The sequence below is a fragment of the Allobrachymonas sp. genome (assembly GCF_041912815.1).
In the GTDB taxonomy this organism is placed as follows: Bacteria; Pseudomonadota; Gammaproteobacteria; order Burkholderiales; family Burkholderiaceae_C; genus Brachymonas.
Genome location: NZ_JAYRLV010000006.1, coordinates 96,617 through 119,928, shown reverse-complemented (window position 1 = coordinate 119,928; position 23,312 = coordinate 96,617). Strand labels below are relative to the sequence as shown.

18 protein-coding genes and 1 tRNA gene are annotated in these 23,312 nt (G+C 61.2%); 7 read left to right on the top strand and 12 right to left on the bottom strand.

Translation table 11 applies throughout. From position 1 onward, the window contains the following. The first annotated feature begins 72 nt into the window (after positions 1-72). From ACE3P9_RS06875 to ACE3P9_RS06860, 4 genes are all read left to right on the top strand, one after another. Positions 73-1,005, top strand: a complete 933-nt coding sequence (locus tag ACE3P9_RS06875) for an SPFH domain-containing protein (protein WP_374492746.1) — start codon at positions 73-75, stop codon at positions 1,003-1,005. Between the two features lie 74 nt (positions 1,006-1,079). Next, positions 1,080-1,170 (top strand) — tRNA-Ser (locus ACE3P9_RS06870). A 356-nt stretch (positions 1,171-1,526) separates the two neighbouring features. Next, positions 1,527-3,434 carry a polyhydroxyalkanoate depolymerase gene (gene phaZ, locus ACE3P9_RS06865; RefSeq protein ID WP_374492744.1) on the top strand — a complete coding sequence of 636 codons (1,908 nt, stop codon included), beginning with the start codon at positions 1,527-1,529 and terminating at the stop codon, positions 3,432-3,434. Between the two features lie 293 nt (positions 3,435-3,727). Continuing rightward, a complete protein-coding gene (locus ACE3P9_RS06860; RefSeq protein ID WP_374492742.1) occupies positions 3,728-4,435 on the top strand; it encodes an RnfABCDGE type electron transport complex subunit B in 708 nt (235 codons plus the stop codon). Positions 4,436-4,569: 134 nt separating this feature from the next. On the opposite strand, the gene ACE3P9_RS06855 is transcribed toward ACE3P9_RS06860, so the two are convergent. From ACE3P9_RS06855 to scpA, 11 genes are all read right to left on the bottom strand, one after another. After that, positions 4,570-5,073, bottom strand: coding sequence for a VOC family protein (locus ACE3P9_RS06855; protein WP_374492741.1), 504 nt, complete (start codon positions 5,071-5,073; stop codon positions 4,570-4,572). Positions 5,074-5,180: 107 nt separating this feature from the next. Further along, on the bottom strand, positions 5,181-6,422 hold the full coding sequence (locus ACE3P9_RS06850) for a cytochrome P450 (protein WP_374492740.1): 1,242 nt from the start codon (positions 6,420-6,422) through the stop codon (positions 5,181-5,183). Further along, positions 6,419-7,153, bottom strand: coding sequence for a dethiobiotin synthase (gene bioD / locus ACE3P9_RS06845; protein ID WP_374492738.1), 735 nt, complete (start codon positions 7,151-7,153; stop codon positions 6,419-6,421). The genes ACE3P9_RS06850 and bioD overlap by 4 nt, the downstream gene beginning before the upstream one ends. After that, the gene (bioF, locus tag ACE3P9_RS06840) at positions 7,150-8,367 is read right to left on the bottom strand and encodes an 8-amino-7-oxononanoate synthase (protein WP_374492736.1); all 1,218 of its coding nucleotides are present in this window, start codon (positions 8,365-8,367) and stop codon (positions 7,150-7,152) included. Before bioF ends, bioD begins: the two co-directional genes overlap by 4 nt. Continuing rightward, entirely contained in the window at positions 8,333-9,748 is a 1,416-nt protein-coding gene (gene bioA / locus ACE3P9_RS06835; RefSeq protein WP_374492773.1) for an adenosylmethionine--8-amino-7-oxononanoate transaminase, read from the bottom strand. Before bioA ends, bioF begins: the two co-directional genes overlap by 35 nt. Positions 9,749-9,870: 122 nt before the next feature. After that, positions 9,871-10,179, bottom strand: a complete 309-nt coding sequence (locus tag ACE3P9_RS06830; protein WP_374492734.1) for a DUF167 domain-containing protein — start codon at positions 10,177-10,179, stop codon at positions 9,871-9,873. Between the two features lie 53 nt (positions 10,180-10,232). Continuing rightward, the gene (locus ACE3P9_RS06825) at positions 10,233-11,447 is read right to left on the bottom strand and encodes an aromatic acid exporter family protein (RefSeq protein WP_374492732.1); all 1,215 of its coding nucleotides are present in this window, start codon (positions 11,445-11,447) and stop codon (positions 10,233-10,235) included. 3 nt (positions 11,448-11,450) lie between these two features. Further along, entirely contained in the window at positions 11,451-13,511 is a 2,061-nt protein-coding gene (locus tag ACE3P9_RS06820; protein WP_374492730.1) for an acetyl-CoA carboxylase biotin carboxylase subunit, read from the bottom strand. Positions 13,512-13,566: 55 nt separating this feature from the next. Continuing rightward, on the bottom strand, positions 13,567-15,099 hold the full coding sequence (locus tag ACE3P9_RS06815) for an acyl-CoA carboxylase subunit beta (protein ID WP_374492729.1): 1,533 nt from the start codon (positions 15,097-15,099) through the stop codon (positions 13,567-13,569). Between the two features lie 45 nt (positions 15,100-15,144). Continuing rightward, positions 15,145-16,161 carry a methylmalonyl Co-A mutase-associated GTPase MeaB gene (gene meaB / locus ACE3P9_RS06810; protein ID WP_374492727.1) on the bottom strand — a complete coding sequence of 339 codons (1,017 nt, stop codon included), beginning with the start codon at positions 16,159-16,161 and terminating at the stop codon, positions 15,145-15,147. A 7-nt stretch (positions 16,162-16,168) separates the two neighbouring features. Then, entirely contained in the window at positions 16,169-18,343 is a 2,175-nt protein-coding gene (gene scpA / locus ACE3P9_RS06805) for a methylmalonyl-CoA mutase (RefSeq protein ID WP_374492725.1), read from the bottom strand. Between the two features lie 168 nt (positions 18,344-18,511). Here scpA and ACE3P9_RS06800 point away from each other — a divergent pair, with 168 nt between their 5' ends. Continuing rightward, a complete protein-coding gene (locus ACE3P9_RS06800; protein ID WP_374492723.1) occupies positions 18,512-19,216 on the top strand; it encodes a GntR family transcriptional regulator in 705 nt (234 codons plus the stop codon). 71 nt (positions 19,217-19,287) lie between these two features. Further along, the gene (gene dnaG / locus ACE3P9_RS06795; protein ID WP_374492721.1) at positions 19,288-21,216 is read left to right on the top strand and encodes a DNA primase; all 1,929 of its coding nucleotides are present in this window, start codon (positions 19,288-19,290) and stop codon (positions 21,214-21,216) included. A 60-nt stretch (positions 21,217-21,276) separates the two neighbouring features. Here dnaG and orn read toward each other — a convergent pair whose 3' ends face one another. Further along, positions 21,277-21,927 carry an oligoribonuclease gene (orn, locus tag ACE3P9_RS06790; protein WP_374492720.1) on the bottom strand — a complete coding sequence of 217 codons (651 nt, stop codon included), beginning with the start codon at positions 21,925-21,927 and terminating at the stop codon, positions 21,277-21,279. An 89-nt stretch (positions 21,928-22,016) separates the two neighbouring features. Here orn and ACE3P9_RS06785 point away from each other — a divergent pair, with 89 nt between their 5' ends. After that, entirely contained in the window at positions 22,017-23,312 is a 1,296-nt protein-coding gene (locus ACE3P9_RS06785) for a M48 family metallopeptidase (RefSeq protein ID WP_374492718.1), read from the top strand.

Genomic DNA, 23,312 nt, shown 5'->3' with positions numbered 1-23,312 from the left:
TCGTTTAGACTGTTTCCCGCAGTCTTTCCCGTCGGAATCCTGCTCCCCCTTTCCTCACCCTCTTGCACTTCCATGGCATACGCACTCATCCTTCTGGTTCTCGCCGTCATCTTCGTGGCCCAGACACTCAAGGTCGTCCCGCAGCAAAACGCCTGGGTGGTGGAGCGGCTCGGCAAATACCACGCCACTCTCAACCCTGGCCTGAACTTCCTCATTCCCTTCATCGATCGTGTGGCCTACAAGCACAGCCTCAAGGAAATCCCTCTCGATGTCCCCAGCCAGGTCTGCATCACGCGCGACAACACCCAGCTGCAGGTTGATGGCATCCTGTACTTTCAGGTCACGGATGCCATGCGCGCCAGCTATGGCTCGAGCAACTACATCGTGGCTGTCACACAGCTCGCACAGACCTCGCTGCGCAGCGTCATCGGCAAACTCGAACTCGACAAGACCTTCGAGGAACGGGACATGATCAATGCCCAGGTCGTCAATGCCATCGATGAAGCCGCACTCAACTGGGGCGTCAAGGTTCTGCGCTATGAGATCAAGGATCTGACCCCACCTGCCGAAATCCTGCACGCCATGCAGGCCCAGATCACCGCAGAACGCGAAAAGCGTGCCCGCATCGCCGCATCGGAAGGCAAGCGCCAGGAGCAGATCAATCTGGCCGAAGGCGAGCGTGAAGCCTACATCGCGCGCTCCGAAGGTGAAAAACAGGCCGTCATCAACAAGGCCCAGGGCGAGGCAGCCTCGATCACCGCGGTGGCAGAAGCCACGGCACAGGCCATCTCGCGTGTGGCCGAAGCCATCCGTCTGCCCGGCGGCCAAGCGGCCGTGCAGCTCAAGGTGGCAGAAAAGGCCGTGGACGCCTACAGCCGTGTCGCTGCCGATGCACAGACCACGCTCGTCGTTCCCGCCAGCATGCAGGAGGTCTCCACCCTCATCAGCTCGGCCATGACCCTGGTGAAGGCCCATGCAGACACGCCCACACCGCCCCGGGCATGAGCTGCATGTCACAGCAACAAAAGTGAGGGGCGTTTCAAAAAGACGAGATTTCTGAGCTACAATTCAATGCTTCTGGAGAGGTGGATGAGCGGTTTAAGTCGCACGCCTGGAAAGCGTGTGTAGGTTAATAGCCTACCGCGGGTTCGAATCCCGCCCTCTCCGCCAGAATGAAAACCCAGGTGATTTCGGTCACCTGGGTTTTTTTATGTATTTTCGGACTTCGACGACGCGATGCATGTTCACGTTCGATTGCGAGGGAAGAAAATCCATGCGGATAACCATGTCGCAAAGATTGCGACGGTACGAATGACGGTTGCATGACAGGGTTGTCCATGATGCGATGAGGCGGCCACATCTCCCACAATGAGCGATGGAATTCGCCCTGGATGTGCATGTGCCACCGTTTTTGCCTGGAGGTGTGTCCATGCCCGTGTGCTGCTGCTAAAATTTGTGCGGTGCAGCATCCCTGCGGCGGGCCTGCTTCAGGCACGGCTTCCTATCCTTTTTCGAGGTGCATCACCATGCTCTACCACTTGTATGAAGCCCAGCGGGCCCTGATGGCTCCGTTTTCCGAGATGACGCTTGCCGCATCGCACATGTATACCAACCCGATGCTGCCCTTGGTGAGCCTGTCGCCCTATGCCACGCGCATGGCTGCGGGTTACAAGCTGCTGCACCGTCTCGTCAAGGAATATCCCAAGCCGGAATTCGACATTGTCACTGCCAAGGTTCATGGCGTGGATGTGTCAATCCATGAGCGGGTCGACATCGACAAGCCCTTCTGCCGGCTGGTGCGCTTCAAGCGCTACGCGGATGACTCCAAGACGCTGGAGACCATGCTGCATTCGCCGCCGGTGCTGGTGGTGGCCCCTCTCTCCGGACACTATTCCACCCTGCTGCGCGATACGGTCAAGACTCTGCTCAATGACCACAAGGTGTATGTCACAGACTGGAAGAATGCACGTGACGTTCCCCTGTCGGCAGGCCGCTTCAACCTCGACGACTACGTCAACTACGTGCAGGAGTTCATTCGCCATGTGCACGAGATGAACGGCGAGTGCCATGTGATCAGCGTCTGCCAGCCGACGGTTCCCGTGCTGGCGGCCGTCTCGCTGATGGCCTCACGCGGCGAACGCACTCCAGCCAGCATGACCATGATGGGAGGCCCCATCGATGCAAGCCAGTCCCCCACGGCAGTGAATGACCTGGCCGTAAACCGCAGCCACGAATGGTTCGAGAACAACGTGATCTACCGGGTTCCGCCCGGATACGCTGGCGAAGGGCGACGTGTCTATCCCGGGTTCCTGCAGTATGCCGGGTTCGTGTCCATGAACCCCAATCGCCATGCCACGAGCTACTACGACTACTTCAAGAATCTGGTGCGTGGCGACGACGAAAGCACCGATGCCCACCTGCGGTTCTATGACGAGTACAACGCAGTGCTCGACATGGATGCCGACTACTATCTCGACACCATCCGCACGGTGTTTCAGGAATTCAAGCTCGTCAACGGCACCTGGGATGTCGAAAGCCCCGAAGGCAAGATCGAGCGCGTGCGTCCTCAGGACATCACCAAGACGGCCGTGCTTGCCGTGGAAGGCGAGCTCGACGATATCGCTGGCATCGGTCAGACGCAGGCGTCGCTTTCCATGTGTTCGAACGTCCCCGAAGAGGACAAGCAATACTTCGAGCTCAAGGGCGCTGGCCATTACGGCATCTTCAGTGGCCGCAAGTGGCGAGAGATTGTCTATCCGGTGGTGCGCGACTTCATTGCACGCCATCATGTGGATCAGGTTTCTCCGCAACGTCACCAGGCTTCGCAGGAGCTGATGGCGCATCTCAAGCAGGCTGAAGCGCTTCAGGGCACCCGGGTTGGATTGCAGGTCAGCGACGACATGCCGATGCCCATCGCCGAGCAAGGCGAAAAGGCAAGCCCTTCTGCTCCCGTTGCAGCTCCCCGCAAGCCGGCCGTGCCTCGTCGACGCACAACCGCTGCTGCCAGCGCCATGAAGGAAGAGGTGCCTGCGGTGGTTCCGAAGGAAGTGGCCAAATCTGCCACGCCTTCCACCGAACAGGCCGTGACGGAACCGGTAGCGCGGCCTGCAGTGCAGGTGCCTGAATCGGTTGCCACTCCAGCTCCGATTGCAGAAGCAAGTCAGCCAGCACCTTCCCCAGCCCCTGCTGCGGAGACCTCCGCTCCCTCTGTGGCCCCCACCGCAGGTGCAACGTCTTCGGCCGCGGCCGCCATGGCCACTCCGACCACCACGGTGGCTGCTCCGGCCGAGCCTGAGCACGCCAGCACCGAACCGGCACCGGTCACGACCTGGCGCTATCCTCACGGGGAAGAGGCTGAATCCAGCACGCCTTCCGCTTCCTCTGTCGCTGCGCCAGCTGCTCCCAAGCGCACTCCTGCACGCAAACGCAAATAAGACGTTTCGCTGACCCGCCAGGTCAACCGGTGCGGCATGGAGGCTCTCTCAGCTCCATGCCTGCATGGTTTCTTGGAGATCGGTATCTGGGCTACCCTGCTGGGGTGGCCTTTGTTTTTTGAGCTCTCATGCTCATGCCTCGCGGATGGCCGTTCCGGCATCCCTGCAAGAGGCAGACCACGCCACGTGGGTGTCCTAGAATCTGACCCACAGGTTTTCTTTTGTCCCGTTCATCCCTCTCTCCGGCAGAACACCGCTTGCGCGATGTCGACCGGTTTGCTCATTGCTTCGTCATGTCGCTCAGTTCCACTGCCCAGAAAATTCACGCCATCCTGCCGCAAACCCAGTGTCAGCGCTGCGGCTTCGAGGACTGCGAGGGATATGCCCATGCTCTGGCTGCAGGAGAGGCTGACCTTGATCGGTGTGCTCCGGGAGGCGTCGAGGGCATGCACCGCATCGCTCTGGCCCTGGGCCAACCACTGCAATCTGGCTCCATCTCTCAGGGTATTGATCCTGCCTATGGTGCAGAGGGGCCCATGACCGTAGCCGTGATCGACGAGCAGTGGTGCATCGGCTGCACCCTGTGCATCAAGGCCTGTCCTACGGATGCCATCGTAGGGACCCACAAGCGCATGCACACGGTGATCGAACCCTTCTGTACGGGATGTGATCTGTGCGCCCTGGCCTGCCCTGTCGACTGCATTGCCATGGAACCCCTGAATGCTCACCGTACAGGATGGGATGCCTGGTCCCAGCCTCTGGCAGATCAGGCTTTGACGCGCTATCGCGCCCATCAGCAAAGAATCCGCCGCACCGACAAAGAACACGCAGCAGAGCTGGAAGCCAAGGCAGAGCACAAGCTGGCGCATCTCGAATCCCAGAGTCTGCACACGGATCCGGCCGTTCTCGACAGGAAACGGGCAGTCATTGCTGCCGCCTTGGCCAAGGCACGTGCCAGAAGAGAGGCAGAAATGCCCCCCTCTCCTTCCGGGCACGAATAGGCACACCTGCAGAGAAATGTTCTTCTCAGCAGACACGCCACCGCATCTGGCATCCCCATCGACATCCTCCGCAGCCTGTCCCGCGACCAATGCGGGGCGAGGCCATCAAAAATGTGGGGGTATCCAGGCCTGCATCAGGCTGCGGACTGCTCCAGGGCTGCAAAGGCCTGGATGACTTCCCTGGGCGCCTGGACCAACTCGATGAGCACACCTTCACCGCCGATGGGCAGCTCTTCGTTGCCCTTGGGGTGAATGAAAGTGATGTCGAAGCCTGCAGCGCCCTTGCGGATGCCTCCGGGGGCGAAGCGCACGCCTTGTGCGGTGAGCCAGGCAACCGCGACCGGCAGGTCATCGATCCAGAGTCCCACATGATTGAGCGGCGTGGCATGGACGGCCGGCTTCTTTTCGGGATCCATCGGCTGCATCAGATCCACTTCGACCTTCATCGCCCCCTTGCCCATGGCGCAGATGTCCTCGTCGACATTCTCGCGCTCGCTCTGGAATGTGCCGGTTTTTTCAAGGCCGAACATGTCGACCCAGAGCGTCTGGAGGCGCTGTTTGCTCGGCCCGCCGATGGCAATCTGCTGGATGCCCAGCACCTTGAAGGGACGGGGGCTGCCTTTCTGGTAGTCAGTCATGAGTGAACTCCTGTAGAAAAAATGATGAAACAGAGGGTCTGCCCTTTCTCTGAACGAGAGAGAAATTTCTCTCTGCACAAGGAAAGGGACAGGGACACGTTCTGGGATCAGGCCACTGCCCGTTGCATGGGAAGCTGCCGCACCCCCCGATAGACGGGATTGCCGTCGCGCAGTGGGGGGCCATCGGGAAGCAGATCGGGACATTGACGCGCCAGGGCGCTGAACATGGCCTGCGCTTCGAGCTGTGTGAGTCCAGCCCCGATGCACACATGCGGCCCGCTGCCGAACGAAAGCGCCCCTGGCTGGATGCGCTGCACGTCGAGCCGGTCCGGTGCCTCGTGGCGCGCGGGGTCGCGGTTGGCCGAGCCGATGAGCAGAATGATCAGATCCCCACGACGGATTTGCTGGCCATGCCATTCGAAGGATGTCGCTGCCCGCCTGCCCGTCCACTGGACAGGACTGTCGTAGCGCAACAGCTCGCGCACGGCCTGCGGCGCCAGGGAGGGATCGGCACAGAGAGCCTGCCACTGATCACGGTGCGTCATGAATGCATGCATGCCATTGCCAAGCAGGTTGCGCGTGGTTTCGTAGCCGGCAAAGAGCAGCATGGCGCACTGGGCCAGCAGTTCCCCATGGCTCTGGATCGTGCCATCGGCCTCGGCCGCGAGCAATGTCCCCACCAGATCATCCCGTGGCACAAGCCTCCGGCGCGGCAGGAGATCTTCCTCGAAATAGCGCAGCATCTCGGTCAGGCAGCCCTGCGCCACAGCCAGCTGGCGCGCCGTGGGACGTGCTGCCCCGATGAAGGCTGCAAGTCCCTCGGCCCACTGCATGAAATCGAGCTCCAGACTGGCATCCACTCCCATGAGATGGGAAATGACGCGGGCCGGCAGCGGACGGGCAATGCGTTCCATGAAGTCGAACTGTCCCTGCAAGCCACAGGCCAGCTCGGCGCACCACTCTTCGAGCAGGGGCTGCAGCCGCAGAAGGCGATCCTGCCGAAAGGCGGGCATCATGACCTTGCGTAGCCGGGGATGATCTGGCGCATCGAGAAACAGCAGCGCACGAGCGAAGAAACGCTGGAAGGCACGCTGCGCGAGCCGGCTGTCTGCGTCATCAGCTCCCTCCACCTCGTTCACCCAGCCCCCCGTGCGCTGCGCCGACAGGCGTGGATCGCGCAGGGCAGGCTCGACATCGGCATGCCGGCTGACCAGCCAGGCCCCCTGGAAGAACTCGTCACTCCACTGCACCGGGTGCTCCTGACGCAGATGGGCATAGACCGGATAAGGATCCTGCAGAAAGGCCGGAGTGACGATGGGAGCATGTTCCTGTTCCATGACGGCGTTCATTCCGTGCAATCTCCTGAATCAAGTGCAAAAACCCGGCGCAGCCGCGCCGCATCCAGATGCTCAACGGCAGCAGCCGGCCCCGCCTGGCCCAGAGGAGGAATTCTGCCCAGACACGGCGTCTGGTGTTCGCGTTCGAGAAAAGCCTGAAGCGTATGGAAATTTTCTTCCAGATAGGGCATGTCGGCATGGACGGAGTTGGCAACCCATCCGGCGAGGCGCAGTCCCCGCTGGGCCAGCACATCGGCCGTCAGCAGCGCGTGGTTGATGCATCCCAGCCGCATGCCCACGACCAGCACCACCGGAAGATCGAAGTCGACCATCAGATCGGCGCTGTCCCAATCCTCGCCCAAGGGCACACGCAGCCCCCCAGCTCCCTCGATGACAAGGCGATCCACCAGTCCTCCCAGGACATGGGCCCCGCTCACCAGGGCCATGCGGTCGATGGGACGCTGCTCCAGCGCAGCTGCAATGTGCGGCGCGCAGGCTACCCGAAACTGAAAGGGCCCGATCAGGCCCGGAGGAATATCCGCACTGCCGGCTGCATGCAGACGCATCACATCATCGTTGTACCAGCGGCCGTCGGTCGCCTGCTCCATGCCCGATGCCACGGGTTTGTATCCTGCTGCACGCAGGCCCCGCGTGGTGAGCCAGTGCACCAGCGTGGAACTGACCAGAGTCTTGCCCACTTCGGTGTCGGTTCCTGTCACCAGGCAACCTTGCAATCCTTTCATGCGGGACCTCCTCCTTGCAATGCAATGTCCATGTCTGCCAGCGCCGCCGTGAGCGTCTGCACCTGATCGAGCGTATGGGCAGCGCTCAGGGTCATGCGCAGGCGTGCAGTCCCCATGGGAACCGTGGGCGGGCGGATGGCCGGAACCCACAGTCCCTGATCCTCCAGCCTGCCGGCAAGGGCCAGCGCATCGTCATTGCTGCCCACGATGAGCGGCTGGATGGCCGTGCATGAAGCGGGCAGACTCCAGCCTGCATGGCGCTCGACCACCTGCCCTACCCCTTCTCGCAGGGCGGCGATGAGATGCTGCAGATGCATTCGGCGCGCTGCCCCCTCTGCCCCTTCGATGAGATCCATGCTCACCCCGAGCACATGGGCAAGCACGGGAGGCATGGCCGTGCTGTAGATGTAGGGACGGGCACGCTGGATCATTCCCTCGATGAGGGTGCGATGCGCCACCACGACAGCGCCCGACACTCCAACTGCCTTGCCCAGAGTGCCCATCCAGATGAGTCGCTCACTGCGCAGGCCCGCATGCTCCAGCGAGCCATGTCCCTTCGCGCCAAGAACGCCCACACCATGGGCGTCATCGACCACCAGCCAGGCATCGTAACGCTCGGCCAGAGCCAGCAGAGCGGGCAGATCCGCGACATCCCCGTCCATGCTGAACACGGCGTCGGTCACGATCAGCCGGATGGGCGCTGCGGACTGCTGCAGCATCTGCTCAAGCCGGTCGAGCCGACCATGGGGATAGCGCTGCATGCGGGCCTGTGCCAGCAGCCCCCCATCGATCAGGGAAGCATGGTTGAGCTTGTCGGCAAGGATCACGGCCTGATCGTCCCCCAGCGCCGTCATGAGTGCCATGTTGGCCATGAATCCGCTGCAGAAGAGCAGCCCCCGCGCTTCGGGAATGTGAGCCTCCTGCCAGCGGGCAGCACGTTCCTCGACGGCCGCATGGGCCTGCGAATGGCCGCTCACCAGGTGCGAAGCCCCACTGCCTACCCCCCAGCGCCTGGCCCCTTCTGCCACAGCCTCGACCAGAGCAGGATGCTGGGCCAGGCCGAGATAGTCGTTGCTGCAGAAGGTGAGCAGCGGCGTCTCGCGCCCTTCCAGCTGCTGAACCGGGCCACAAGGCGACAGCACGGTGCGACGTCTGCGGCGCAGGGCAGCCGCATCGGCCTCATGCAACTGCCGGTTCAGATGTTGCATCAGCATCGTTGCTCTCCCAGACATCGTTGAGGGTCATCTGCAGGGCATGTGCAAGCCAGCTGCACACGCCTTCATCCAGCAGATAGGGGGGCATCAGGTACACCGTCGATCCAATCGGACGAATCAGTAGCTCATGGCGGCGCCCTGCCAGATGCACACGTTCGGCAAACCGCCCGCGTGCATGCTCGGGCTTCACATCGAAGGCCCAGATCATGCCGCGCCGGCGCCAGTGCTGAATCCGTTCATCCTCCCGAAGAGAGGCCAGTGCCGCATCGAGCCATTCGGCCTGCCGCACATTGCGATGCAGCACATCATCCTTCTCGAAATGGTCAAGCACCGCCAGTGCAGCACTGCAAGCCAGCGCGTTGCCAGTGTAGGAGTGTGAATGCAGGAATCCGCGTGTCACATCCTCCGACAGAAAGGCCGCATAGACGGTATCGCGCGTCATCACCAGCGACAGCGGCAGATACCCCCCCGTGATGCCCTTGGACAGACACAGAAAATCTGGCCATATGCCTGCCTGTTCACAGGCGAAGAACGTCCCGGTACGGCCGAAACCCACGGCGATTTCGTCGGCAATCAGATGCACGCCATACTGATCACACAGGGTACGCACCTCCTGCAGATAAAGAGGATCGTGCATGGCCATGCCTGCGGCACACTGGATCAACGGCTCCACGATCACGGCAGCAATGCGGTCATGCTGTTCCTGCAGCAGTTTCTCCAGATCGGCCGCCGCACGGCGGGCCACATCGACCGCCGTTTCTCCGGCTCCCGCCTGACGTGCATCGGGCGAAGCCACCTCGTGGCCCTGCAGCAGCAGGGCATCATAGGCATCGCGGAATACCGCCACATCGGTCACCGACAGGGCCCCCAGCGTCTCGCCGTGATAGCCATGGCGTACATGAACAAACTCGCGCTTGCCCGGCTTTCCGGTGTTCTTCCAGTAGTGGAAGCTCATCTTGAGGGCGATCTCGATGGCAGATGCTCCATCACTGGCAAAGAAGGCGTGTCCCAGGACTCCCTGTGTGCGCGCAGCCAGGCGCTCCGCCAGCACCACCGCCGGTTCGTGCGTGCATCCCGCCAGCATGACATGCGGCAGGGTATGAAGCTGATGCGTCACCGCCTGCTGAATGCGCGCGTCGGAATGCCCAAACAGGTTGACCCACCAGCTGCTGTTGGCATCGAAGTACCTGTGACCGTCCTCATCGAACAGCCAGGGCCCCTCTCCCCGCACCATGGGCAGCGGAGGCACGGCATCCGTCCGCTGCATCTGCGTGCAGGGGTGCCACACGCTGGCGATGCTGCGCATCTGCCAGGGCCCATTTCTGCTGTCCACACGTGCCGTGTGTGCTGCGCTTCCCGCTCCAGCATGGTCCACGGCCATGGGCGTTTTTTGATTCATCGAAAAGAACTCTTTTGTCATTCCTGATTTCCTCCGACCCTACGGTCGGCTGTCCTCTCTCTATCCCGTGCATGATTCGGCTGCAGCCGGAGCAATGCTCCCCTTCAGGTACTGCTGCCCGGCGCATCATGACAGAGTTGCTGCAACCTGAGTCTGGCCTGCTGCAGCGCATGCTCGTCTGCGCACTGCACCGCCAGCACTTTCTGTCGCCCTGCCGCGCCATGCAGCAAATCGACCTGCCGCCTCGGCACTCCGAAGACGTCAGCAGCCCAGGTCAGCAGCGCTTCGTTGGCCTTGCCGTCGACAGGAGGAGCCGCAAGACGCACCTTCAGCGCATTTCCATGCATGCCTGCGGCCTCCGTCCGGCGCGCCCCCGGAGTCGCATGGATCGATACCTTCAATACCCAGGACATTTCACTCCATCACCCCATTTGATGTCCCATGGACCCGCTCCTACCATATCTTTTCAACGGGAATGGCTCGCTGCAAAGGCATCCAGATTGACCCATACGGTTTCCAGATGTTCCTCGCAGCCCTGCCAAATGACAGAGGCCTTGTAGACTTCACCAGTTGCTATTCCTTCAGACGCATCCCAAGGCAGCTCTCCAGCTACCGCACCATATGCAGCCCCTCCGCTTGCATCGGCCAAGACCGTGCAGCGCGTGGCCAATGCATCGAGCCGTTCCTGCAGGCCTCTTGGAGGAAGTCCGTTTTCAGGCTGCTCGGTACTCTTGCGCAACCCATCTCCCAACGCTTCCGCTAAAAGCAAGGTCGAAGCATACAGACGATTGCCGCGCCGATCATAACGCGCTGCCACCTCATGCACCGCATCGGCCATCCAGCGCCCCCGCAAGGACCACCGTGCCGTCTTGCGCGCCTCAGTAATCGCGGCATCCAGGACCTGAACCGCGCCATAGGCTGCCGAGATACGGCGCATGGCCACCTCTGCTCGATGCCAGTCACCCTCTCGCAAGGCTTCAGCCGACAACGTCAGTCCTTGCGCCAATTGCCAAAGCAATGCATGCACGGCACGGTTGACGAGACGTACCGGATCAGGGGTCAGCAGCACTTGGCTGAACAGCAGCCCCACGCCGCATCCCACAAGCACATCCAGAAGCCTGGACACCCCTGCTGTCTCCGGCCCGAAAGCAAGAATGAGAATGGCGGAAACACCGGCTTGAATAGGCACGACTGCAGCAAAGCCGAAGGATGAAGCCACCAGCATCGATGCAAAGGTGGCCACGGCCACCTTGAACAGCATCGGCTCCACAGGCGCCATGAGCGTCAACTCGCCCAGCACCATGCCGATGACCACGCCCAATACCACGATGATGCTTTGCTGCCCATGATTGGGCAGCCCAGGCGCCAGACACACCACCGCCGTGACGGCGGCAAACAAGGGCCGTGGCTGTCCATAGAGGTATTGAGCCAGCATCCATGCCAGGGCGGCTGCGCATGCAGCGGTCAAAGCATCGCGTGCGGCAGGCCTCATGCGGGACAGCCACAAGGTCCACCAGGAAGAAAAGGCCATAGAAGTCATGCGTACCCCATGAACAAGGCGATGCTGCTGCCGGCATTCTGCAGGGCTGTCTTCATGACAGCCTGCATCATGCTGGCACGCAAGCATCGCCCGCTGTTTCCTGTGAGCGAGCAGGTCTGCTCCCACAGGAATGTGAATCACGCTTTATTCGAATTCAACGATAGGCTGATCCACAGCCAGGCTCTCGCCCTGCTGCGCCATGATGTCCTTGACCACCCCATCGGCTGCCGCAAAGAGAATGTTCTCCATCTTCATGGCTTCGATGACGGCCACACGCTCACCCGCCTGAACCTTCTGTCCGGGCTTGACCGCCACCTGCACCAGCAGGCCCGGCATGGGGGAGAGCACGTACTTGCTCATGTCCGGCGGTGCCTTGTAGGGCATGAGACGATGCAGCTCGGCCGTGCGGGGATGCATGACGATGGCATCGAGCTGCGTCCCGTTGTTGATCACGCGGATGGCCAGCGGATTCTTGGTGCGGCCACGTTCCATCTGCACCGTGAAGGGTTTGCCGTTCGAGGAACCATGAATGGCGCTGCCGCCCAGGAAGTGGTCGAGCTCCATGTCGTATTCACGATCGCCGGCAGCATCGTGCACCACCACCTTGGTGGGCTTGCCGAGCTCGACTTCACCCAGGCTGACATTGACATAGCGGTTGTCGCCTTCGTTGCCCAGGGCACAGACGGTGAACTCGCGACGCGGCAGACGCTTGTAGCCTTCCCAGAACTTGCCCTGGAGCCCTTGCGCACGGTTGCGATACCACATGTGCAGGCGTGCAGCGAGCGCCACGAGGAAATCGGGATCTTCGTGGGGCACGTCTTCGGCACGGAATCCATGCGCATAGTGCTCGGCGATGAAGCCGGTGTTGAAGTCGCCTGCCATGAACTTGGGATGTGCAAGCAGTGCAGCCTGGAACGGAATGTTGCTCTGCACGCCCTTGATCACGAAGCCATTGAGAGCTTCGCGCATGCGGGCAATCGCGTCGGCACGATCGGTACCATGCACGATCAGCTTGGCGATCATCGAGTCATAGTACATGGAGATCTCGCCCCCATCGACCACCCCTGTATCCACGCGCACGCCGAAGTCGGTCGTGGCCTGTCCGGCAAAAAGGGTCTGCTCCGGCGGCTGGAAGCGCACCAGACGACCGGTGGAGGGCAGGAAGTTGCGGAACGGATCCTCGGCGTTGATGCGGCACTCCATGGCCCAGCCGACGCGCTTGACCTCGGCCTGGGTGAAGGACAGCGGCTCGCCAGCCGCAATGCGGATCATCTGCTCGACCAGATCCAGGCCGGTGATCAGTTCGGTGACCGGATGCTCCACCTGCAGGCGCGTGTTCATTTCCAGGAAGTAGAAATCCTGGTTCTTGCCCACCACAAACTCCACCGTACCGGCAGACTGGTAGTTCACAGCCTTGGCCAGTGCCACAGCCTGTTCGCCCATGGCCTTGCGGGTTTCATCGCTGATGAAGGGAGAGGGAGCCTCTTCGATCACCTTCTGGTGACGGCGCTGAATGGAGCACTCGCGCTCGTTCAGGTAGACCACATTGCCATGCGCATCGCCGAGCACCTGGATTTCGATGTGGCGGGGCTGTTCGACGAACTTTTCGATGAAGACACGGTCATCGCCAAAGCTGTTGCGAGCCTCGTTGCGGCAGGAGCTGAAGCCCTCATAGGCTTCCTGGTCGTTGAAGGCCACGCGCAGGCCCTTGCCACCGCCGCCGGCAGAGGCCTTGATCATGACGGGATAGCCAATGTTCTTGGCGATCTCGACGGCATGCTCGGGCGTATCGATCGGATCGTTGTAGCCGGGAATGGTGTTGACCTTGGCCTCGTTGGCCAGCTTCTTGGAAGCGATCTTGTCGCCCATGGCCGCAATCGCAGCGTGCTTGGGGCCGATGAAGGTGATGCCGTGCTCTTCGACCTTGCGCGCGAACTCCTCGTTCTCGCTCAGGAAGCCGTAGCCGGGATGCACTGCCTGTGCACCGGTCTGCTGGCAGGCCTCGATGATCTTGTCGGCCAGCAGATAGGACTCGCGGGAAGGCGGCGGGCCAAGGCGCACGGCCTCGTCGGCGAGCTGCACGAAACGCGCATCCTTGTCGGCATCGGAATAGACCGCCACGGTCTTGATGCCCATTTTCTTGGCAGTGGCGATCACGCGGCAGGCAATCTCGCCACGGTTCGCAATCAGAATCTTGGTGAACATATTGGGTACTCTTGAATTCGATAAGCTAGTCTGTACGGAAGGCACACGGTGCGATTTACAGCGGAATGTTGCCGTGCTTGCGCCACGGGTTTTCCAGCTTCTTGTCCTTGAGCATGGCGAGGCTGCGGCAGATGCGCTTGCGCGTTTCGTGCGGCAGGATCACATCGTCGATGAAGCCACGGCTGCCGGCCACGAACGGGTTGGCAAAGCGTGCCTTGTACTCGGCCTCGCGGGCAGCGAGCTTCTCGGGATCATCCTTGTCCTGACGGAAGATGATTTCCACAGCACCCTTGGCCCCCATCACGGCGATTTCCGCATTGGGCCAAGCCAGGTTGACATCGCCGCGCAGGTGCTTGGATGCCATCACGTCGTAGGCACCACCGTAGGCCTTGCGGGTGATGATGGTGATCTTCGGCACGGTGCATTCTGCATAGGCGTAGAGCAGCTTGGCGCCATGCTTGATGATGCCGCCGTATTCCTGGCTCGTGCCGGGCATGAAGCCGGGAACGTCCACGAAGGTCACGACGGGAATGTTGAACGCATCACAGAAACGCACGAAACGTGCGGCCTTGATGGAGGACTTGATGTCCAGGCAGCCGGCAAGCACCAGCGGCTGGTTGGCCACGATGCCGACCACATTGCCGTCCATGCGCGCAAACCCGATCACGATGTTGGCCGCATAGTCAGGCTGCAGCTCGAAGAATTCACCATCGTCAACGGTCTTGACGATGAGCTCCTTCATGTCGTAGGGCTTGTTGGCATTGTCCGGCACCAGGGTGTCGAGGCTCATGTCGGCACGATCGACCGGGTCGAGCGTGGGACGATAGGGAGCCTTTTCGCGGTTGTTGCTCGGAATGTAGTTGTACAGACGACGCAGCATCAGCAGCGCCTGCACATCGTTGTCGAACGCCAGATCGGCCACACCGCTCTTGGAGGTATGGGTCACGGCGCCACCGAGCTCCTCGGCAGTCACGGTTTCGTGCGTCACGGTCTTGACCACGTCAGGCCCGGTCACGAACATGTAGGAGCTGTCCTTCACCATGAAGATGAAGTCGGTCATCGCAGGCGAGTACACGGCGCCGCCGGCACACGGGCCCATGATCATGCTGATCTGGGGGATCACGCCAGAAGCAGTCACGTTGCGCTGGAACACCTCGGCATACCCTGCCAGCGAGGCCACGCCTTCCTGGATGCGTGCGCCGCCCGAATCGTTGAGACCGATCACGGGAGCACCCACCTTCATGGCCTGATCCATGAGCTTGCAGATCTTTTCCGCATGGGCTTCGGACAGGGCACCGCCGAAAACGGTGAAGTCCTGGCTGAACACGAACACCAGACGGCCGTTGATGGTGCCATAGCCCGTCACCACGCCATCGCCCGGAATGTGGTTTTCCTCCATCCCGAAATCGGTGCAGCGGTGCTCGACGAACATGTCCCATTCCTCGAACGAGCCGTTGTCAAGCAGCACCTCGATGCGCTCGCGAGCCGTCAGCTTGCCCTTCTTGTGCTGGGAATCGATGCGTCGCTGTCCACCACCCATGCGGGCGGCTTCGCGCTTCTGCTCCAACAAATCAAGAATATCTTTCATTGCCTATCCTTCATGAAGTTTGAAAACTGAAAATTCTGGCCACTCTCACCGGGCCTGAAACCTTTCGAGCAGCTGGCGTGCAGCGGTGGATGCTGCAATTTGACCATGCCGAACCTGATCGGTGGTCGCACCCAGTTGCTCGCGTATACCCGGATGTTCCCTGAATGCCTGCTTGAGCCCGGCATCGATGCGCTCCCACATCCAGGACAATGCCTGCCGCTGCCGCCGCTGATCGAGCTGGCCGTTGGCTGTCTGCAGGCCACGGTACTGTTCGACTGCCGACCAGAAGTCGGGGACGCCTGCATTCTGCAGGGCACTGATCTGGAGCACCTGCCGCTGCCAGACTGCAGGATCATGGGTGGCGTGATGAGGATTGCCGTGCAGACCGAGGAGCCGGAGGGCACTGGTGATCTGCGCCTGTGCGCGCGTGGCGGCTGCAGGGTCTATGTCGGCCTTGTTGATGACGATCAGATCGGCCAGCTCCATGACGCCCTTCTTGATGGCCTGCAGGTCGTCGCCTGCATTGGGCAGCTGCAGCAGCACAAAAAGATCGGACATGTTTGCCACGGCCGTCTCGCTCTGTCCCACGCCGACGGTCTCGACAATGATGACGTCGTATCCGGCCGCCTCGCACACCAGCATGGCTTCACGCGTCTTCTCGGCCACCCCTCCCAGCGTGCCTGCGCTGGGGCTGGGACGGATATAGGCAGCTTCCTGTACAGACAGCTGCTCCATGCGTGTCTTGTCGCCGAGAATCGATCCGCGCGACACCGTGCTCGATGGATCGATGGCCAGCACTGCCACACGGTGCCCCTGAGCAATCACATACATGCCCAGCGCCTCGATGAACGTGGACTTGCCCACGCCCGGCACTCCGCTGATACCGATCCGCAGCGAGCGACCGGTATGCGGCAGCAGAGCCGTGAGCAACTCATCCCCCTGGGCACGATGATCGACCCGGGTGGACTCCAGCAGCGTGATCGCCTTGGCGATGGCCCGGCGCCGAGTGAGCGTCGAGCCCCCCAGGATATGTTCCTGGATGGTTGCAATCGCTGGGGTCATGGGCGGATCAGGCGGCGCGGGCCTTCTTGATCTGCTCCAGCACATCCTTGGCGCTGGCAGGAACCGGTGTGCCGGGACCATAGATCCCCTTGACGCCGGCTTCGTACAGGAAATCATAGTCCTGACGCGGAATCACGCCGCCCACAAAGACGACGATGTCATCTGCCCCCTGCTTGCGCAGCTCTTCGATGATGGCCGGCACGAGGGTCTTGTGCCCAGCGGCAAGAGTAGACACTCCCACGGCATGCACGTCGTTCTCGATGGCCTGACGTGCACACTCCTCGGGAGTCTGGAACAGGCTGCCGATGTCCACGTCGAAGCCCAGATCGGCAAAGGCGGTGGCCACGACCTTGGCGCCGCGGTCATGTCCATCCTGGCCCAGCTTGGCGATCATGACACGGGGACGACGCCCTTCTGCCTCAGCGAAGGCATCGATTTCCTTCTTGAGGGTTTCCCAGCCTTCGGCCGAGTCATAGGCCGCAGCATAGACGCCGGTGACCTTTTGGGTATCGGCACGGTGGCGGCCAAAGGCCTTTTCGAGTGCGTCGCTCACTTCGCCGACGGTCGCACGCAGGCGGATGGCCTGAATGCTCAGGTCGAGCAGATTGCCCTGTCCGCTTTCTGCGGCAGCCGACAGTGCGTCGAGTGCAGCCTGTACGGCGGCGGCATCGCGCGTGGAGCGGATCTGCTGCAGACGTGCAATCTGCGATTCACGCACCTTGACGTTGTCGACTTCCAGGATCTCGACCGGATCTTCCTTGGCGAGCTTGTACTTGTTGACCCCGACGATGACATCCCGGCCGCTGTCGATGCAGGCCTGCTTTTCGGCAGCTGCCGCCTCGATCTTGAGCTTGGCCCAGCCACTGTCGACAGCCTTGGTCATGCCGCCCATGGCATCGATTTCCTCGATGATCTTCCAGGCGGCATCGGCCATCTGCTGCGTCAGGGTTTCCATCATGTAGCTGCCAGCCCAGGGATCGATCACATTCACGATGTGCGTTTCTTCCTGGATGATGAGCTGCGTGTTCCGGGCGATGCGTGCCGAGAACTCGGTGGGCAGGGCGATGGCCTCGTCGAGAGCATTGGTGTGCAGCGACTGGGTACCGCCGAACACGGCTGCCATGGCTTCGATGGTGGTACGAACGATGTTGTTGTAGGGATCCTGCTCTGTGAGAGACCAGCCGGACGTCTGGCAGTGTGTGCGCAGCATGAGGCTCTTGGGCTTCTTGGCATCGAAGCCCTTCATGATGCGGCACCACAGCAGACGGGCCGCACGCATCTTGGCGATTTCGAGATAGAAGTTCATGCCGATCGCCCAGAAGAACGACAGACGGCCTGCGAAGTCATCGACGTCCATGCCCTTGGCGATGGCGGTCTTGACATATTCCTTGCCATCGGCCAGCGTGAAGGCGAGCTCGAGTGCCTGATTGGCACCGGCTTCCTGCATATGGTAACCAGAGATGGAAATCGAGTTGAAGCGCGGCATGTGCTTGCTGGTGTACTCGATGATGTCGCCGATGATCCGCATGGAGGGTTCCGGCGGATAGATGTACGTGTTGCGGACCATGAACTCCTTGAGGATGTCGTTCTGGATGGTGCCGCTGAGTTTTTCCTGGGAGACGCCCTGCTCCTCTGCTGCCACAACGTAGCCTGCCAGCACAGGCAGCACGGCACCGTTCATGGTCATGGACACGGACACCTTGTCGAGCGGGATGCCGTCGAACAGGATCTTCATGTCCTCCACGCTGTCGATGGCCACACCGGCCTTGCCCACATCACCGGTCACACGCGGATGGTCGGAGTCATAGCCTCGGTGCGTAGCCAGATCGAAGGCCACGGAAATGCCTTGTCCCCCGGCAGCCAGCGCCTTGCGATAAAAGGCGTTGGATTCTTCGGCCGTGGAGAATCCGGCATACTGGCGGATGGTCCAGGGGCGGCCTGCATACATGGTAGCCTGCGGACCGCGCACAAAAGGCTCGAAACCCGGCAGGGTATTGGCATAGGGAAGCCCATTGGTGTCTTCGGCCGTGTACAGCGGCTTGACCACGAGATGATCCGGTGTCACCCAGTTGAGTGCCGACACATCACCATGCGGGGCGGACTTGGCAGCAGCCTTGAGCCAGTCTTCCATGGTGGCGGTTGCAAAAACAGGAGCTTTGGGATTCTGGTCTGTAGACGACATGAAATTTTGTCCTCGAATGATGCAATATGTGCCGGCAGGTGAACGTATGTGCACCCATGTGCATGCATGTATCCACCTTGCGTGAATCTCATAATTATGAATGCGAAACCATGCGTTCAGCTTACATGAAACTGAATGTGAAGCCGAACTCTTCTCTCTGAACGGAATATGGCCCCCATCCACTCACGCTCCACCGAGAATCCTGCGCGCGCCACGCGGCTGAAACTGCCTTCTGCCCTGTATATCCAGGTGGCTGATGTGCTGCGCCAGCGCATCCTGAAGCAGGAGCTGCTGCCGGGGACCTGGATCGATGAGATGGCGCTCGCGGAGGAGCTGGGCATCAGCCGTACGCCCATGCGCGAGGCGATCAAGGTGCTTGCAACCGAAGGTCTGGTGACGATCAAAGTCCGTCGCGGCGCCTATGTCACCGAAGTGCCCGAAAGCGAAGTGCGGGAAATCTATCACCTGCTGGGCCTGCTCGAAAGCGACGCTGCCACGGATGTGGCGCTGCATGCCAGCGATGCCGAACTCGACGCGCTGCAGGAGCTGCATGTGGGTCTGGAAGAGTGTGCCGAGCGCTTGCAGCAAATGCCCGGAGACAGTGTGCTGGTGGACGAATTCTTCAGTCTCAATCAGCGGTTTCATGCCCATATTCTGGAAGTGAGTCGCAACCACTGGCGCACACAGATCGTGAACGATCTGAGGCGTGTGATGCAGCTGGGCCGACACCATTCGCTCTTCAAGCAGGGACGCATCCACCAGTCGCTGCGGGAGCATGCGGCCATCATGCAGGCGCTGCTCGCACGGGATGCCAACCGGACTCGCGCAGCCATGCTGCACCACTTCGCGCAGGGACTGCTGGCAGCCGGATGACCTCCAGCACATGACAGGGGATGTGGACGCGGTGCACCCAGCCTTCCGGGGAGCCCCCCTACAATCGGCACATGGCCATCCCGCACGGATTCATTCAGGACTTGCTCAGCCGCGTCGACATCATCGATGTGGTGGGGCGCTATGTGCAGCTCAAGAAGACAGGGGCCAATTTCAGCGGACTGTGTCCCTTTCACAGCGAGAAGTCGCCCTCTTTCACGGTAAGCCCAAGCAAGCAGTTCTATCACTGCTTCGGCTGTGGCCAGCACGGAGATGCCATCGGATTTCTGATGGCGCACAACGGCCTGTCCTTCGTGGAGGCGGTACAGGAGCTGGCGCAGCAGCAGGGCCTGCAGGTACCAGACGACCACCTGAGTCCCGAAGATCGTGACCGCGCGGCAGAACAGCGCCGTCAGCGGCTCACCCTCACCGATGTGCTGGAAAAGGCCGTCGACGATTATCGACAGCAGCTCAAGTCGAGTCCTGAAGCGATTGCCTATCTTCAGGGACGGGGGCTGAGCGGACAGATTGCCGCGCGTTTCGGGCTCGGATATGCCCCCAACAGCTGGCGACATCTGGCCAGCGTGTTTGCCGACTACACAAGCCCCCTGCTGGAAGAGACGGGGCTGGTGATCCATTCAATGCCGGAAGGAGCCACTGCCGGCAGCAGCTCCCATGCGTCTTCCCCGACCGAGGAAAAGCGCTACGACCGGTTCCGCCACCGCATCATGTTCCCGATCCGCAATGTGAAGGGGGAATGCATCGGTTTCGGAGGACGAGTGCTGGGCAATGAAAAGCCCAAGTATCTCAATTCGCCCGAAACGCCTCTTTTCAGCAAGGGACGGGAGCTCTATGGCCTCTACGAGGCACGCGATGCCCTGCGCGAACGGGGCTATGTGCTCGTCACCGAGGGCTACATGGATGTCGTCGCTCTCGCACAGCTGGGATTTGGCAATGCCGTGGCCACCCTGGGCACCGCCTGTACTCCAGACCATGTCCACAAGCTTTTTCGCTATACGGACGAGGTGGTCTTCAGCTTCGACGGAGATGCAGCAGGTCGCCGAGCCGCCCACAAGGCCATGGGGGCTGCGCTGCCCTACGCTACCGACACCCGCACCATCAAGTTTCTCTTCCTGCCGCCCGAACACGATCCTGACAGCTACGTTCGCACCCACGGGCCGGAGGCATTCGAAGCCCTTGTCAAGCAGGCCACGCCACTGAGCCAGTTTCTTCCGATGGCTGCCGCAGAAGGCTGCGATCTCGATACCGCCGAAGGACGGGCGCGCATGGCCAGCCACGCGCGGCCACTGTGGCAGGATCTTCCCGAGGGAGCTCTCAGGAGCCAACTGCTGGGAGAACTTGCCAGGCAGGTCCAGATTCCACTCGACGATCTCAAGGCTCTGTGGGACAAGCCGGATCCTGCCCGCAGATCACAGACACAGACTCCGCCGCCCTCCTCCTCTTCTTCAGGAGGATCAGCCCGCCAATCCCATGTTCCCCACGGAGGCAGGCCGGCATGGCGTAGCGATCGCGTTGCGGCATCCCCTGGGTATGTCGCCTCCGCGTCCTCTCCCAAACGCGGACGTTCCGCTCCGAGCACCAAGGCAGACCATGCACTGCGTCTGCTGCTGCTGAACATGCCGCTGTGGGAAAGCCTGCCGCCCGCTACGCAGGCCATGCTGTGCGAGCTGCCGGCGCCGCATGGCCCGCTCTTTGCGTGGCTCGATGCACAGTACCAGGAATATGGAGCACGCGGCTGGGGGGCCCTGCAGGAATCACTGCCCGCAGCCCCCGGAGGCACGGAGGCACTTGCACTGGTAAAGCGGTTCCAGGCCATGGAACTGCATCCCAGTTCCCAGGAAACCCAGACCGAGCTCCGCTCGGTACTCAAGAGACTGGAACTCGATGAGCTCGGCCGCGCCATCGAGGAAGCCATCCGCACTCAGGACATCGAGCGTTTCAAGACCCTCGACGCGCGTCGCACGGCGCTCAGGATGCACTGAAACCCCGGGGGCACTGCAGACCGCCATGCCTTGCATCACCCTGTGCATCCCTGCCGCCCTTCATGCCTCGGTACAGGACTGCGAAACGGGAGCAGAGACCTCCATTCGCAGGAAATGGGTGCGGTAATAGACCAGCTCCTCGATCGATTCATCCACATCGGCCAGGGCCGTGTGCTTCTGCTTCTTGCGAAAGCCGTCATGCAGATCGGGACGCCAGCGCCGTGCCAGCTCCTTGAGCGTGCTCACGTCGAGGTTGCGATAGTGAAAATAGGCTTCGAGCTTCGGCATGTATTTGACAAGGAAACGCCGATCCTGGCCAATGGTGTTGCCACACATGGGGGACTTGCCCTTGCTGACGTAACGACGGAGAAAGGTCAGCAGCTGCGACTCTGCATCTGCCTCGCTGAGCGTACTGGCCTTGACCTTGTCGATGAGACCACTGCGTCCGTGGGTACCCTTGTTCCAGGCATCCATCTTGCCAAGGAGCTCGTCACTCTGGTGAATGACCATCACAGGACTCTGCGCCCGCACCGACAGATCGGGGCTGGTCACAATGATCGCGATCTCCAGCAGACGCTCCTTTTCAGGATCCAGTCCGGTCATTTCGCAGTCGAGCCATATGAGATTGTCGTCGTGCTTGGTCAGTGCCGGCACTGCAGCCGGCTCCTGACCGACGACGGTTTCTGAGGGAGAGGGAGAAGAAAAGTTCATTCTTCTATTGTCGCGCAACTCCCGCACCCCCAGGATGCACCCCACTCGCCGCCAAGTCCCCACGAAGCCAGAGCCGGTACACTTGCGAGATGGATGCGCAACTCTTTACCGACATCAGTTATCTCAATCTTTTCACCGGGCTTTTCGTGGTCGCCCTGCTCGGTGGGCTGCTTATCAAGTTCTGGCTGGCCTTGCGCCAGATGCGCCATGTGGCGTGGCGCCGTGACCGCGTACCAGACATGTTCGCCCATATGGTCAGCCACGATGCCCACCAGAAGGCAGCCGCCTACACGATATCCAGGAACCAGTGGGACATCTGGGCTTCGGTGTATGCCGCAGCCGTGCTCGTAGGCTGGACACTGCTGGGTGGTCTGGCCGCTCTCAACTACGCACTGCTTGAGAAGCTGCAGCACCCCATGGCACAGCAGCTGGCCCTCCTCGCCTGTTTCTTCCTGATCAACGGTGCACTGGAGCTTCCCCTGGGCTGGTACCAGACCTTCCGACTCGAACAACGCTTCGGCTTCAACACCACTACCACCGCCCTTTGGATAGGGGACCTGCTCAAGGGCATTGTGCTCTCTGCCATCATCGGTCTGCCGCTGGCAGCACTGTTCCTCTGGCTGATGCAGAAGGCAGGCATCTGGTGGTGGCTGTGGGCATGGGCGGCATGGGTGGCCTTCAATGTGCTGCTGATGGTGATCTATCCCACCTGGATTGCCCCCCTGTTCAACCGATTCAAGCCTCTGGAGGATGCACAGCTTGCGGCGCGCGTACAGGCCCTGATGGAGCGCTGCGGATTCCGCTCCCGCGGACTCTTCGTCATGGACGGCAGCCGCCGCAGCGCGCATGCCAACGCCTATTTCACGGGACTGGGCCATGCCAAGCGTGTGGTGTTCTTCGATACGCTGCTCAACAAGCTCAATGCCGACGAAGTCGAGGCCGTGCTGGCGCATGAACTGGGGCATTTTCACCATCGCCACGTCATCAAGCGCATGCTCGTGCTCTTTGCTCTCAGTCTGGCAGGCTTTGCGCTGCTGGGCTGGCTCTACAACCAGGTATGGTTCTACACCGGACTCGGGGTGATCCCGAACATGATGTCCCCAAATGCCGCTCTGGCCCTCATCCTGTTCATGCTGGTCACACCGGTATTCGGATTTCTGCTTTCACCCTTCCTGTCGGCCCTGTCACGCAAGCAGGAATACGAAGCGGACGCCTATGCCGTTGCCCAGACGAACGGCAAGGCCCTGGCTTCGGCCCTGCTCAAGCTCTACGAAGACAACGCCAGCACACTGACGCCCGATCCTCTCTACGCACGCTTCTACTATTCGCACCCCCCGGCGGTGGAACGTCTGTCACACCTTGGCTTTCCTCCCCGGAACTCCTGA

What these genes read in the sequence shown, in the direction of transcription:
- ACE3P9_RS06875 (WP_374492746.1), top strand. Translation starts at nt 73, where the DNA reads ATGGCATACGCACTCATCCTTCTGGTTCTCGCCGTCATCTTCGTGGCC.
- phaZ (WP_374492744.1), top strand. Translation starts at nt 1,527, where the DNA reads ATGCTCTACCACTTGTATGAAGCCCAGCGGGCCCTGATGGCTCCGTTT.
- ACE3P9_RS06860 (WP_374492742.1), top strand. Translation starts at nt 3,728, where the DNA reads ATGTCGCTCAGTTCCACTGCCCAGAAAATTCACGCCATCCTGCCGCAA.
- ACE3P9_RS06855 (WP_374492741.1), bottom strand. Translation starts at nt 5,073, where the DNA reads ATGACTGACTACCAGAAAGGCAGCCCCCGTCCCTTCAAGGTGCTGGGC.
- ACE3P9_RS06850 (WP_374492740.1), bottom strand. Translation starts at nt 6,422, where the DNA reads ATGAACGCCGTCATGGAACAGGAACATGCTCCCATCGTCACTCCGGCC.
- bioD (WP_374492738.1), bottom strand. Translation starts at nt 7,153, where the DNA reads ATGAAAGGATTGCAAGGTTGCCTGGTGACAGGAACCGACACCGAAGTG.
- bioF (WP_374492736.1), bottom strand. Translation starts at nt 8,367, where the DNA reads ATGCTGATGCAACATCTGAACCGGCAGTTGCATGAGGCCGATGCGGCT.
- bioA (WP_374492773.1), bottom strand. Translation starts at nt 9,748, where the DNA reads ATGGCCGTGGACCATGCTGGAGCGGGAAGCGCAGCACACACGGCACGT.
- ACE3P9_RS06830 (WP_374492734.1), bottom strand. Translation starts at nt 10,179, where the DNA reads ATGTCCTGGGTATTGAAGGTATCGATCCATGCGACTCCGGGGGCGCGC.
- ACE3P9_RS06820 (WP_374492730.1), bottom strand. Translation starts at nt 13,511, where the DNA reads ATGTTCACCAAGATTCTGATTGCGAACCGTGGCGAGATTGCCTGCCGC.
- ACE3P9_RS06815 (WP_374492729.1), bottom strand. Translation starts at nt 15,099, where the DNA reads ATGAAAGATATTCTTGATTTGTTGGAGCAGAAGCGCGAAGCCGCCCGC.
- meaB (WP_374492727.1), bottom strand. Translation starts at nt 16,161, where the DNA reads ATGACCCCAGCGATTGCAACCATCCAGGAACATATCCTGGGGGGCTCG.
- scpA (WP_374492725.1), bottom strand. Translation starts at nt 18,343, where the DNA reads ATGTCGTCTACAGACCAGAATCCCAAAGCTCCTGTTTTTGCAACCGCC.
- ACE3P9_RS06800 (WP_374492723.1), top strand. Translation starts at nt 18,512, where the DNA reads ATGGCCCCCATCCACTCACGCTCCACCGAGAATCCTGCGCGCGCCACG.
- dnaG (WP_374492721.1), top strand. Translation starts at nt 19,288, where the DNA reads ATGGCCATCCCGCACGGATTCATTCAGGACTTGCTCAGCCGCGTCGAC.
- orn (WP_374492720.1), bottom strand. Translation starts at nt 21,927, where the DNA reads ATGAACTTTTCTTCTCCCTCTCCCTCAGAAACCGTCGTCGGTCAGGAG.
- ACE3P9_RS06785 (WP_374492718.1), top strand. Translation starts at nt 22,017, where the DNA reads ATGGATGCGCAACTCTTTACCGACATCAGTTATCTCAATCTTTTCACC.